We start from the raw sequence: 14,544 nt of genomic DNA, 5'->3' as shown, positions 1-14,544 counted from the left end.
GTCAACAACTAAAATCACCAGGCTAAAACATCTATGATAAGCAATCGTTAATCAGGCTTTTTTCCGTCCAAAAATGTATTAATGGTGGAAATCTGTGTCTGATTATTTTCATCTTTCCCTACTGTATATTTACTGTAGAAGTCTTCTACAGAGGTAAGTGTATTGCCGAAAAGCTCCATATTTCTTCTTACATAAGCAGGCACATTATCAAATTCGCTGTTGGCCTCTGAACTATTGTTCATGTTAAAAGAAAGATTACGCAGTTTCTGAATACGTTCTGCAGCTCTTCTTTTTTGCTCTTCCGCATCATCCAATACTGAATCATCAATAAAACTGGCTGGTGTTATTACGGGAGCTTGTGCGGGCTTTTCTTCTTTCTCCACCAGTTTCATCAGCATTTCTTCTTCCTGTACAACCGGTTTTTCTTCTACAACCGGTATTGCTGCTTTTATTTCCTGAACAGGTGCAGGTGCTGGCATTTCAGGTTCTGCATAAATGTTCATGGGTTTACTGAACATGGTTGTACTAGCAGGTTGCTGAGGCTGTTCATTTACCGTAAACTGCAGCATTTGATCCTGAACAATTGTTTTGGAAACATGCACTTCCTCTTTAGGTAATTCAGGCACAAACACTTCCTCGGTAATTTCTGTACTTAGCTCAAACTGAAGCGTAAAATTTTCTACTGATGCTTCCTCAACCGGGGCTTCGGGAACTACAGGTGTGGTTGCGAAAAAATTAATCGCAGGCACTTCTTCTACCACCTCCTCCATTCTTGGAGCAAAGGGGTCCTTATCTTCCAGCGGTAATGTTTGTTGTACCGGCTGCTGAACAGGTTTTGCTTCAGGCTGTTCAACATCCAGTGTCATTACAATTTTCTCTTGCCTGGGCTCCGGCTTTTTTTCTTCAATAGGCTTTGCAAATGGATCTTTATGTTCAAACCCGGTTGCAATTAAAGTGATACCGATTTTTTTGTCCAGTGTATTATCATATCCCATACCCACAATTACATCTGTATCTTCTCCAGCCTGCATGCGCAGGAAATTGTTAATGGTTTCGAGTTCATCCATGGTACACTCATGATCACCTTCGGCACTATTGATGTTAATGAGTATCCATTTTGCACCTCTGATGTCATTATCATTCAATAAAGGAGAAGACAAAGCTTCTTCTATAGCCAATTGAGCGCGGTTCTCTCCTTCGACTTCAGCCTTACCAAGAATGGCCACACCACCATTTTTCATAACAGTGCATACATCAGCAAAGTCAACGATGATATGTCCGCGACTATTGATCACATCAGTGATACATTTTGCTGCGGTTGCGAGTACATTATCAGCTTTGGCAAAAGCTTCTTTCATTTTCAGGTTTCCGTATTGGATACGCAGTTTATCATTACTGATAACCAGCAGTGTATCTACATAGGGTTTTAGCTGACGGATACCTTCATCGGCCTGCAACTGCCTGCGTGGACCTTCAAATCCGAAAGGAGTCGTTACAATACCAACGGTAAGAATGCCGAGTTCTTTACAAATCTGCGCAATAATAGGCGCACCACCCGTACCGGTTCCGCCACCCATACCCACTGTAATAAATGCCATTTTTGTATTTACTTCCAGGATACGTTTGATTTCTTCCAGCGATTCTTCCGTAGCTTTTTTACCTACTTCAGGATTGGCACCTGCACCCAGACCCTGGGTAAGGTGTGGTCCTAATTGAATCTTATTGGGAATCTTACTTTGTTCGATGGCTTTGGCGTCGGTATTACAGATAATAAAATCAACACCTTCGATATTCTGATCAAACATGAAGTTAACGGCGTTGCTCCCACCGCCACCTACACCAAGTACCTTGATGATGGAGGATTTCTGTTTGGGAAGATCAAAGTGAATCATAGAGAACGTTTTTGTGGGGTTAGTAGATTACTGTGTTTTCAATGGGACGATATATAGGAAACGTGTATTAACGATGTTTTATTTTATCACCTGATCTTCCTCTTCTTTAAAGAGATCAATCAGGTTATTCTTGAATTTATCCCAGAACTTCTGCTTTCGTACATTAGCATCTATTTCCGGGATTACAGGCATAACAGGTGTTTCCATTTCGGGTGCTTCCACTTTCAGGTTTTTAGGCACTTCTACTTTTTTAAACTGCTCAGTAAACTGTTTGTGTTTGTGGTCGTAGTCGCTGTAACCTTTCAGTATCAGACCCAGACAGGTTGCATACATAGGTTTCTTCAGCTCTTCAATATGGTTAGGTGCCAGGTGTTCATTAGGCAATCCGATTCTTGCATTCAGACCTGTTGTATATTCTGTGAGTTGAATCAGGTGCTTTAACTGAGAACCCCCACCTGTAAGAATGATACCACCATTTAAAGCACGGCTATCCAGGCCTACTGTTTTAATATGATAAGTAACAAAATCGAGGATTTCACTCATTCTTGCCTGAATGATCGCTGCCAGATTTTTTACACTGATTTCCTTCGCCGGCATACCCTTCAATCCAGGGATGGTGATATAGGCATTGGCCTTAGCTTCATCTGCCAGTGCACTACCAAACTGAACCTTCATGGCTTCAGCCTGACTTTTCAGTACACCCAGCCCCATACGGATATCGTTGGTAATATTTTCACCGCCGAATGGAATAACAGCTGTATGCTTCAGAATGCCTTCATAAAAAACTGCCAGATCACTGGTACCACCACCAATGTCGAGAATGGCCACACCCGCTTCCATATCAATTTCACTCATTACGGCGCTGGCAGAAGCCAATGGCTGTAGTACGAGATCTTTGGTGCTTAACCCACTTCTGTCAACTGCGCGGTGAATATTCCTTATGGCGTTTCTGTCGCCTGTAATAATATGGAAATTAGCTCCCACTTTCACACCATTATAACCAACAGGATCTTTGATATTCTGGATATTATCAACATGGAAATCTTGCGGAATCACATCAATAATCTGATCACCGGCAGGTATAAAAGTTTTACGCTGGTTATTCAGCAACTGGTCAATCTCCCAACGCTGTATCTCTGTTTCCGGATCCTGACGTACCATATCGCCACGTGTTTGCAGACTTTTGATATGATGACCGGCAATACCTACATATACTTCATTGATCTCCAGATCTGGATTACTCTCATAGCAGTTTAATAAAGCCTGTTGAATAGCTTTAATGGTCTGATCGATGTTTAACACCTGTCCATGCTGTACACCACTACTATTGGCACGGCCAAAACCAAGTATTTCTAACTTGCCATATTCATTCTTACGACCCGCAATAGCCGCAATTTTAGTAGTTCCGATGTCCAGTCCAACAATGATGGGTGATTCATTGTGATTCATAAGGTATGTGTTTTAGTTGTTTGTGTTTTTGGTGAGTAGTCAGTAGTGAGTAGTGAGTGTTAAAATGTCACTCACTACTCACTACTTACTCTTTTTCATTACCGCTTTCGGCTTTGGTTTCGTCGTTGTCTCTTCTTTTTTCTGCTCAGCCTTCTTCGATAACGGTTTCGTATTAATTTTATTGTTGTTGTTAATAACAGTTTTAACGGGCGGTGTTTCTTTAACAGACTTTTGTACAACTGCAACAGGCTTGGTACTGCTATCAATCCTTACCAGCTTTTCTGGTACACTGGCCGTCACATCATCCACAGGTATTGTCATTTGCCTGATCAATGCAAGGGCTGCCGTTGAATCCTGCTTTATGGCACCCATTCCTTTTCTCACTGCCACCACCTGCTTATCAAACTGTACATCGATCTTCTCATAATAATGTATACCATGCTGTAACCATGCCTGTTTGTAGAAAGTATACAAACGGTTAAACTTAGCATCCAGATCATCTGCCTTGCCAATACTTACCACATGGTCGCCAAAAACAGGTATCAGTTCAAATTCTCTGCCTGGTTCAATATCAATCTGCGCTACCTGTGCTGCCCAGAAAGAATCTTCCAATATGTACATCCCCAGTTTCACCACATCTTTCAATAAAAGGCTATCAGGTTTTGATAATTTCACATTATCCGACGGAAAACCTGTAAACATGGGTACACGGGCACTTAGTTTCTCACTCAAAGGCAATCTGACCCCTGCACTATCCAGGTAGAATGAACCACCCTGCATTGTAAATATCCTGGCCACAGGCTGCCTCTCTTCAATCTGTATCTGTAGCACCTGTTGGTTATCCAAGTACATTTCAGCATTTTTTACCCATGGATTTTTTTCCAGTGCCGATTCCATGGCTCGCAGATTGATCAGGGAAATGGGTGTTCCGATTACTTTCCTTTGTTGATTTACGAGCTCGAGAATATCTTTTTCATCGATAAACATATGCTCTTCAATACCTGAAATCTCAATCTTTACATCCGAACAGGTTTTCCTGTTCTTTTTTTGCATAGCTGCGCCCATCAGTACTACCGTACCAATACCTGCCAGTATCCATGCAGTCTGGATCAATCGCTTCTTCCACGGTATCTTATTCATCCTTTTACGGTTCCAATATTGTTTTTACCTGTTGTACCAATGCATCTATATCGCCCGCACCAGCCATCACCACCAATGAAGGGCGTTTTGTTTTGATATATTCAAGCATGGCTTCTTTCTCAAGTACCTGCTTATTGGTCAGCTTCATTTTATTGAGTAACAATTCACTGGTTACACCCGGCATAGGTAATTCCCTGGCCGGATAAATAGGCAGAAGAATTACTTCATCAGCCATATCCAGACTTTCTGCAAACCCGTCTGCCAGATCATTGGTACGGCTAAATAAATGCGGTTGAAATACCAGTGTTAGTTGCTGCTTTGTAAAAATACTCCTCACTCCACTGATCAATGCACGTAATTCTTCCGGATGATGCGCATAATCATCAATAACAGTATATGTATCGTTCTTCAGTGCATATTCAAATCTTCTTCGTACGCCTTTGAATGCCGCAACAGCTGCCCGTATGGCATCGTCATTGATATTGAGGTGTTTGGCCACCGTTATGGCAGCTACTACATTTTCAATGTTATGCAAGCCGCCCATATTCAGCTCTATACTGCTGATAATCCAACCGGGACCACTCACATCAAAACGATAACTACCATTCTCTACTGTAAGATTCACTGCTTTTACATCTGCGGTGGAATCATTATAACTATACCGGTAATTATGAGAAGCCTGAAGATCAACCTCTCTGCTAAGTCCTTTTTTTGTGACCAGGCAACCGCCAGGTTTTACTTTACCGGCAAACTGCACAAAAGCATTTTCAACTTCCTGTGCTGTTCCATAAATATCCAGGTGATCGGGATCAATAGCCGTTACTACTGCAATATCAGGCACCAGTTTTAAAAAGCTACGATCATATTCATCGGCTTCCACTACTACTACATTTCTGTCGCTACTCCAGAAATTGGTATTGTAATTGGCTGCTATACCTCCTAAAAATGCATTACACCCATAACCCGAATGACGCAACAGATGTGCTATCATCGACGTAACAGTTGTTTTTCCATGTGTTCCTCCCACACAGATATTGAAAGAACCTTCTGTGATCCATTGTAATACATCACTACGTTTTACAACCGTATAACCATTGTCACGATAATAGACCAGTTCAGCATGAGCTGCCGGTATAGCGGGTGTGTATACAACGGCATCTACATCGTGCGGTATACTATCTACCCGCTCTTCATAATGTATATCGATCCCCTGCCTTTCCAGTTCTTTTGTAAGTGGCGTGACCGTTTTATCATATCCGCTCACTTCAGCCCCTCTTGACTTAAAGTAACGGGCAAGGGCACTCATTCCGATACCACCGATACCGATAAAATATATTTTCTGTATATCGTTTAACTTAACCACCGATTGTATTTAAAATTTCTGTTGCCACAACTTCATCAGCATTGGCAATACCCAATGTTGCTATTTTTTCTTGTAATGTTTTCTGCAGGTCTGTGTCTTTTGCCAGTGCTACCATTTTTGAAAACAATTCTTTTAAAGCATCCTGGTCCCTTACAATCAATGCTGCCCCCTTATTTACAAGGTGCATAGCATTTACCGTCTGATGATCCTCTGCTGCGTGCGGATAAGGAACAAATATGGCAGGCTTTTTCACCACGCATATTTCTGCAACCGACATAGCACCTGCTCTCGACACTACGATATCTGCCGCTGCATAAGCCTGTTCCATCTCCGTAATAAACGTATCGACCCAGATATTTGGAAAAACACTTCCTCTTTCTTTATAAGCAGCTGCATTATTTTTACCCGTCTGCCAGATTAATTGAATATCGAGTGAAATAAATTCATGTACATGTGCAGCAATTACATCATTCATACTTTTTGCGCCCAGACTCCCCCCCATAACAAGTATGGTTATTTTATTTTTTTCAAGACCAAAACGCTGTAATGCCTGATCTTTCGAAACAGTAATATCCACAATAGATTTTCGTACAGGATTACCTGTTATCATCAATTTTGCAGCTGGGAAAAATTTTTCCATACCTGCTGTTGCTACAAATATTTTGGTTGCCCGCGTTCCCAATAAGATATTACTCTTGCCTGCAAAGGAATTGGCCTCATGAATAAACGTGGGAATATTTTTTTGCTGTGCATATCTTAATACAGGGAAAGTAGAATAGCCGCCTACACCTATTACCGCATCTGGCCCAAACCGATTCACCAGCTTTTTTACTTTTAAGAAACTTCTGATCAGTTTCAGGGGCAGTGAAATATTTTTAAAAATATTGGAACGGTTAAATCCTGCTATATCCAGTCCTTCGATGTGATACCCGGCCTGAGGTACTTTTTCCATTTCCATCTTACCCTGTGCACCGATGAATAAGAACTCAGTATCAGGTGCCAATTTTTTAATGGCATTTGCAATAGCTATAGCCGGGAATATATGCCCCCCTGTTCCTCCTCCTGCTATGATAATTTTTTTCTGCATATATGCTATACGGTTGGCGAGGTGATGGGTGTAGTTAATGGTGCCGGCTCCGGCTTACCTTCTATCTGTTCAACATTACGGGCTACACTTAATACAATACCAATGGCGCAGCAGGTAAACAAAAAGGAGCTTCCTCCCATACTTACCAATGGAAGCGTAACACCGGTTACCGGCACCAGATTTACATTGACCGCCATGTTTGCTACTGCCTGTATTACCAGTGTAAAACTCAAACCGAGTGCAAGAAAAGCACCGAAAGCATAGGGACATTTCCGGAATATCCGTATACAACGAAACAGAAATACGAGGTATATAAATATCATAAAAGCACCACCAATCAATCCATATTCTTCTATAATAATGGAATAAATGAAATCGTTATATGCTTGCGGAAGGAAATTTCTCTGTTGACTGTTTCCCGGCCCCAGACCCATTAATACACCGCCATTAGCGATGGCTATTTTTGCCTGTTGTACCTGATAAGGCACTTCAGCTTCTTTCGCATAAATAAAATCCTGTACACGCTTTACCCAAGTTCCGAAACGGCCTATTGACTTTGCTTTTTCGGCTACCACCACATCGTTATTATTTGCTTTATTCTTATGTGTCATCACTGCCACCCCAACAATAAAAGCAACTGGTATGAGTGCTACCCCAATTGTAAGGAGAATATGTTTCAGACTTACCCTACCAATAAACATCAACAATAAAGATGTAGCACCTGTTAATAAAGCATTCGACAGGTTTGCCGGCATAATCAATGCACAGATAATTAATACAGGTGTGACAACGGGAACAAATCCCTTTTTAAAATCCTTAATCACTTCCTGCTTTTTACTGAGCAGCTTTGAAATATACATGAACAATGCCAGCTTAGCCAGGTCACTTGTCTGTACAGTAAGATGAATAATAGGCAGTTTAATCCATCTGCTTCCTTCATTAATTTTTGCGCCGAAAAACAAGGTATAAATCAATAATGGTATAGACAAGAGAAATAAGATCGTAGCTATTCTCGAAAAAAGAGAATAATTAATGCGATGCAGAAAATAAATCAGCAATAAACCTACCACAGTAAATGAGACCTGTTTAAACAAATACACATTTGTGTTTCCCTTGTACATCTTATAAGCCAGTGATCCTGTTGCACTATATACTACCAAAATAGATATCAACGATAAGAGCAAAACAATGCCCCAGATATACTTATCGCCTCTTGCCCTATCAACAAGCTGGCTACGTACACCTTCTACGCTGGGTATCTGTGAAAATAACTTATCGGTTACTTCTGGCATATCGTTTATTCCTCAAAGTCTCCTAATGATGACCTTGTTATTTTATAACTCTTTTACTGCATCTTTAAACTGTGACCCCCTGTCCTCGTAATTTTTAAACAGATCGAAACTGGCACATGCGGGACTTAACAATACCACATCCCCTTTGGCGGCCAACTTAAACGATGTATTTACAGCTTTCTTGGCGCTGTCTGTTTCTACGATTACAGGTACCACATCTTTAAAGGCTTCCAGTATCTTACTGTTATCCAAACCCATACATACAATGGCTTTCACTTTATCTTTTACCAGATCGGCTATCAGTGAATAGTCGTTTCCTTTATCGGTTCCCCCTAAAATCAATACAGTGGGCTTGGTCATACTTTCCAATGCATACCAGGTACTGTTTACATTAGTGGCTTTACTATCATTAATAAATTCAACTCCACGTACCATGGCAACAAATTCCATACGGTGCTCGAGGCTATGAAAGTTTTTCACTGCCTCTCTGATTTTTTCTTTTCTGATACCCAAAGTGGTAGCGGCAATTCCTGCGGCCATAGTGTTGTAGTTGTTGTGTTTTCCCTTAAGGGCAAAATCGTAAATACTCATGCTTACTCTTTCTTCCTGGATTCTTAGCATCATCTGGTCGCCCTTGATGTAGCCGCCTTTTTTTACTTCGTGTTTCATAGAGAATGGTAATGGGTTAGTATGGATGGTTAGTAGTCTCAATTTTTCCATGATCACTTCATCATCTTCGCAGTAGATGAAATAATCATTCATGGTTTGGTTCTGGATGATTTTGAATTTGCTATTGATATAATTCTCAAACTTGTATTCATACCTGTCAAGATGATCTTCCGTTATATTCAGCAGCACACTCACATCTGGCCGGAAATCTTTTATATCATCCAGTTGAAAAGAACTTATTTCGGCCACATACAATGCTTTAGGATCTTCTGCCACCTGCTTGGCAAATGAATACCCGATATTGCCTACCAGCGCACAATCCAATCCTGCCGTCTGGCAGATATGGAATATCAATGCAGTAGTGGTACTCTTTCCGTTACTTCCGGTAATCGCTACGATCTTACTATCACCTTTAAAACGGTAAGCCAGTTCAACTTCACTAATCACAGGTATTCCCTTTGCCCGAATTGCTTTCACTACTTCATTTTTTTCAGGTATACCCGGACTTTTCATAACTTCATCTGCATTCAATATCAGATCTAGACTATGTTGTGCCGATTCAAAATCAATCTGATTGTCAATGAGCTCTTTTTCATATTTCGGTTTGATGGGACCGCCATCACTGAGAAATATTTCATATCCTTTTTGCTTTCCCAGCAAAGCAGCACCTACACCACTTTCTCCACCACCTAATATGACCAATCTGTGCTTCTTCATGGTATTATCTCATTTTCAGGGTAAGGATCGACATCACAACGCATAGCACGGTTACAATCCAGAACCTGATAGCGATTTTATTTTCGTGAAATCCTTTCTTTTGATAATGATGGTGCAAGGGACTCATCAGAAATATTCTTTTCCCCTCACCATATTTTTTCTTTGTGTATTTGAAATAACTCACCTGCAGCATAACGCTTACAAGCTCTACAAGAAATACACCACAGAAAATAGGAATCAATAACTCTTTCCTAACAATAATGGCCAGTGAAGCGATGATACCACCCAACGCTAGACTCCCGGTATCACCCATAAATACCTGTGCGGGATATACATTGTACCAGAGAAACCCTATACACGCTCCTACAAATGCACCTACAAAAATGGAAAGCTCACCAAGGTTGGGTATATACATCACATTCAGGTAATCGGCTAGCACATAGTTACCGCTTACATAAATGAACACACCCAATGCCACACCAATAATGGCGCTTACACCTGCAGCCAGTCCATCTAAACCATCAGTTATATTAGCGCCATTTGAAACCGCAGTTATGATAAATGTTACAATCAGTATATAAATGATCCATGTATATTTCTCAGCACCTTCTCCCATCCAGCTGATCAGCTTGCTGTAATTAAATTCATGATTTTTAACAAAAGGAATAGTGGTTATCGGCGTTTTTACCTTCACATACCTTCTTTCAACACCGTTAATATTTCTCACTATCACATTGGTATCTTTTGCAAGCCGCTCACCTTGCTGTAATTGAACAGCGCTTGTAGCTATTATTTCACGTTCTACCGTTACGGCATTACTGAAGTATAAAGTAGTGCCAATAATAATACCCAATCCTACCTGTCCAATAATTTTTGAAATACCGGCTAATCCATCGCTGTCTTTTTTCTTGTAGGATTCGCCTTTCTGCAAAGCAGCCCTTCTTGCTTTTATTTTAAAATAATCATCCAGAAAGCCAATCATACCTAACCATACAGTACATAATACCATTAAACGGATATAGACTTTATCAAGATTGGCAAATAATAGAGTAGGTATCAGTATACTCAACAGTATGATTAAGCCACCCATTGTTGGCGTACCTTTCTTCTGGTGCTCACCCTGCAGACCCAATTCCCTTACCGTTTCACCAATCTGTTTTTTCTGAAGAAATAAAATGAGTCTTTTACCATATACTGTTGCAATCACCAGAGATAACAATACTGCCATTGCTATTCTGAATGTCAGAAACTGAAACATACCAGCACCCGGCATATTAAACTCTTGCTTCAGCCATGAAAATAATTCGTAGAGCATACGGTTAGTTAAATTTTGTTTTGTTATTTATTTAGGGCTGCAAACATTTCCTGTAAAACCTGTTTATCATCAAAAGGATATTTTACGCCTTTTATATCCTGATATTTTTCATGTCCTTTTCCCGCTACCAGAATGATATCTTCAGGCCCCGCATAACTTACTGCTGTTCTGATAGCTTCCTTTCTGTCAACGATACTTATATACTTTCTTCTTGCTGAACTACTCAACCCAGCTTCCATATCTTTCAATATTGCCTCCGGCTCTTCGGTTCTTGGATTATCGCTGGTAAGAATTACCCGATCACTCAAATCACAGGCCGCCTGTGCCATAACAGGTCTTTTGGTTTTATCTCTGTCGCCACCACATCCTACTACAGTAATAATCTGCTCGTGCCCTTTTCTTAATTTTTTTATAGTCATCAATACATTCTCCAGAGCATCAGGTGTATGAGCATAATCTGTAATTCCAATGATCAATCCACTGCTAATCACATAATCAAACCTACCTTCCGCCCCACTTAACATACTCAATGCCGTTAATACCTTTTCGCTATCTTCTCCCAAACAAACAGCTGCTCCATATACGGCTAATAAATTGTAGGCATTAAATTCACCGATCAGTCTGAAATGCACTTCCTTATCATTCACTGTCATGACTAATCCTGTAAGTGCATTCTCCAGTATTTTTCCTTTGAAAGCGGCTACAGTTTTGAGGCTATACATGTATTTGGAAGCCTGTGTATTCTGCAGCATCACTTCACCTCTTTTATCGTCAGCGTTTGAAATGGCAAAGGCCGATGCAGGCAAATGGTCAAAAAAAGATTTTTTTACACGGATATACTCTTCAAAAGTTTTATGATAATCGAGATGGTCATGAGTGATATTACTAAACAGTGCCCCGGTAAATTGTAAGCCGGTAATACGATACTGGTGAATGGCGTGACTACTACATTCCATAAACACATGGCTGCAACCTGCATCGGCCATTTGTTTCAGTAAGGCGTTTAAACTTACCGCATCCGGCGTAGTGTGTGTAGAAGGAATAACTTCATCTCCAATTTGATTCTGCACCGTACTTACCAATCCACATTTGTACCCGAGCCTGGTAAATAGTTTAAAAAGAACTGTTGCAATAGTTGTTTTACCATTGGTTCCTGTAACACCTACCAGTTTTATTTTTAGTGACGGCTCATCATAGAACTGATGCGCCATATAAGCAACTGCTTCCTGCGAATCGGCCACTTGCAAGTAGGTTATACCCTCCTGTAGTGACGAAGGCATGGTTTCACAAACAATCGCTGTAGCTCCGGAAGCAATGGCTTTTTCAATAAACATATGCCCATCAGACAACACACCCTTAATGGCAACAAATACATTCCCCGATTCCAGTTTTCTTGAATCAATCTGAATACCGGAAACAGTAATATCTGTACTACCCTTCACCTGTTTCAGATGTACTCTATATAATATGTCTTGCAGTTTTGTCATATTAATTGAGTGCGATGTTTATTAATTGACCTTTAGCGATCATTTGTCCGGGCTCAACTGATTGTGCGACTACTTTTCCTTTCCCCTGTACCTGTACTTTCAAACCAAGATTTTCACACAGGTATACCACATCTTTCAAGCCCATACCTTTTAGCTGGGGCATCGATTTATCTGCTACTGTTTTTGGTGTTAATGCGATCATTTTATCCTTACCACTTACCGCTACCCATTCATCGATTCTCTTGGTTGAATCCTTATAAGGTATATTTAGTTTTTTAGTAACAGTAGTGATGTCTGGCTTAAACCCTGCATAAGCAAAATAGCTGCTATCGATACCTGCAGATTTTTTAGCCAGGTTATTTACCCGAACATAGGTGCTGTATAAACGGTCTGCAATTTCCTTGAATACCGGACCCGCAACAGAACCGCCATAGTAGACAGCAGCATGTGGTTTATTCTTAATAACCACAATACAGGTATACTGTGGGTCTTCTGCTGGAAAATAACCAGCAAATGAAGACTGATAAACCTTATCAGCATACCCACGATTTCCGTTTGCTACCAAAGCCGTCCCCGTTTTACCGGCTACTCTATACGGTGTTTCTTTAAAGAGTGACGCTGCCGTTCCTGAAATACAAACACCTTCCAGACATTCACGCAGCTGACGCAAGGTTTCATCGCTACAAATTTTCTCATCAACCACAACAGGCGAAAAAGCTTTCTGTAAAACCCCTTCTTCTTTCACCGCACTTACGAGGTAAGGTTTCATCATCTTCCCGTTATTGGCTACGGCATTGTACAACGATAAAGTTTGCAACGGGCTAACAGAAAGGTTATATCCAAAAGCCATCCAGGGAAGTGTGGTTGGTCCCCAGAGTTTATGACCCGGCTTGAAAATGGTGGGTCTACGCTCCCCTGTTAAATCAATACCTGTCAAAGTATCCATTCTCATTTTCTTCAGGTGGTTGATAAAACGGGAAGGATTAGATGCATAATGAGCTACCGCCAGCTTAGCCATTCCCACATTTGAACTCAGTTCAAATGCCTGTTTTACAGAAACCATATTACGACCATGCTTTTCACTGTCATATACTACCTGACCAGCCACTTTCCATATACCACCTTCCAGATCAACACCCTGATTCAGGTTTACTTTTTTATCTTCCAGCAGCGCAATCATGGTAGCCAATTTGAAAGTGGAACCTGGCTCCGACGGACTTATCGCATAGTTAAAATCTTCCCAGTATTCGCCGGCGCCTCTTTTCCCCAGATTGGCCACCGCTTTTACCTTTCCTGTTTTTGTTTCCATAACGATGGCAGTTCCATACTCAGCTTCATTCTTTACCATCATTTTCATCAAAGCATTTTCGGTCACTTCCTGAATAAACACATCGATGGTACTTACTATATCTTTTCCTGTCTCAGGTTCAATTTCATAAGTATCCGCATCTACCGGAACATAGACACCTCCTGCTATGGAACGAACCAACTGCTTTCCATTTCTACCCTTCAATACACTGTCATAAGTCATTTCAAGACCTACCTTATTAGCATCACGCGCCAAACCAATGGTTCGGAAAGCAAGCATTTTATAGGGGTTCAGACGGATGGTTTTTTCATTGGCAATCAACCCGCTTTTATACCTGCCCAGCCTGAACAAAGGAAACCTGCGCAATTCTTCATACTCCCTGAAGGATATTTTTTTCTTCAACAGAAAATACCCGTCGTTATTCTTATAACCTTGTTTGAGTAAAGCCTTATAATCATCTTTACGTTGATCGCCGAAAAGATTAGCCAGATGATAACTCAATGAATCCAGGTTTTCCCTGAACAAGAGTCCGTTTTTTGCACGCAACGACTCCACCCTGAAATCCATATAAATATCAAACTGCGGAATACTGGTACTCAACATTTGTCCATCTTCACTATAAATCGTTCCACGTTCAGCTTCGATTTCATCAATACGCTGGTGCAGACTATCACTCATACTTCTCCAGTAACCACCTTCCACCTGTTGTATATAAACCGCTTTACCAAAAATGGCTACACATACCAGCACCACCAGTATATAACTGAGGTACACTCTCCATAGTATGTCGCGTTTTACTTCCAAGTCGTTTTGTGTTTTTACTT

The 14,544-nt window shown here is 40.8% G+C and carries 10 protein-coding genes; all 10 read right to left on the bottom strand.

What is annotated here, in order from left to right:
• Positions 1-47 precede the first annotated feature (47 nt).
• The gene (ftsZ, locus tag BC659_RS11195) at positions 48-1,892 is read right to left on the bottom strand and encodes a cell division protein FtsZ (RefSeq protein WP_133474842.1); all 1,845 of its coding nucleotides are present in this window, start codon (positions 1,890-1,892) and stop codon (positions 48-50) included.
• Between the two features lie 78 nt (positions 1,893-1,970).
• A complete protein-coding gene (gene ftsA / locus BC659_RS11190; RefSeq protein WP_133474841.1) occupies positions 1,971-3,341 on the bottom strand; it encodes a cell division protein FtsA in 1,371 nt (456 codons plus the stop codon).
• An 81-nt stretch (positions 3,342-3,422) separates the two neighbouring features.
• Positions 3,423-4,481 (bottom strand): cell division protein FtsQ/DivIB, encoded by a 1,059-nt coding sequence (locus tag BC659_RS11185; RefSeq protein WP_133474840.1) that lies wholly within the window; start codon positions 4,479-4,481, stop codon positions 3,423-3,425.
• A 4-nt stretch (positions 4,482-4,485) separates the two neighbouring features.
• Positions 4,486-5,844 (bottom strand): UDP-N-acetylmuramate--L-alanine ligase, encoded by a 1,359-nt coding sequence (gene murC, locus BC659_RS11180; RefSeq protein WP_133474839.1) that lies wholly within the window; start codon positions 5,842-5,844, stop codon positions 4,486-4,488.
• Complete coding sequence (murG, locus tag BC659_RS11175; protein WP_133474838.1) at positions 5,837-6,931, bottom strand: undecaprenyldiphospho-muramoylpentapeptide beta-N-acetylglucosaminyltransferase; 1,095 nt, start codon at positions 6,929-6,931, stop codon at positions 5,837-5,839. The genes murC and murG overlap by 8 nt, the downstream gene beginning before the upstream one ends.
• Positions 6,932-6,936: 5 nt before the next feature.
• Entirely contained in the window at positions 6,937-8,223 is a 1,287-nt protein-coding gene (locus BC659_RS11170; RefSeq protein WP_133474837.1) for an FtsW/RodA/SpoVE family cell cycle protein, read from the bottom strand.
• Positions 8,224-8,265: 42 nt separating this feature from the next.
• Complete coding sequence (gene murD, locus BC659_RS11165) at positions 8,266-9,609, bottom strand: UDP-N-acetylmuramoyl-L-alanine--D-glutamate ligase (RefSeq protein ID WP_133474836.1); 1,344 nt, start codon at positions 9,607-9,609, stop codon at positions 8,266-8,268.
• Between the two features lie 4 nt (positions 9,610-9,613).
• Positions 9,614-10,924, bottom strand: coding sequence for a phospho-N-acetylmuramoyl-pentapeptide-transferase (gene mraY, locus BC659_RS11160; protein WP_133474835.1), 1,311 nt, complete (start codon positions 10,922-10,924; stop codon positions 9,614-9,616).
• A gap of 23 nt (positions 10,925-10,947) precedes the next feature.
• The gene (locus tag BC659_RS11155; protein ID WP_133474834.1) at positions 10,948-12,411 is read right to left on the bottom strand and encodes a UDP-N-acetylmuramoyl-L-alanyl-D-glutamate--2,6-diaminopimelate ligase; all 1,464 of its coding nucleotides are present in this window, start codon (positions 12,409-12,411) and stop codon (positions 10,948-10,950) included.
• 1 nt (position 12,412) lies between these two features.
• Entirely contained in the window at positions 12,413-14,524 is a 2,112-nt protein-coding gene (locus tag BC659_RS11150) for a penicillin-binding protein (RefSeq protein ID WP_133474833.1), read from the bottom strand.
• Positions 14,525-14,544 lie beyond the last annotated feature (20 nt).

It is taken from the genome of Sediminibacterium goheungense, from assembly GCF_004361915.1.
GTDB lineage: Bacteria > Bacteroidota > Bacteroidia > Chitinophagales > Chitinophagaceae > Sediminibacterium > Sediminibacterium goheungense.
The sequence above is the reverse complement of the archived record's forward strand: the minus strand, read 5'-3'. Positions and strand labels throughout refer to the sequence as shown.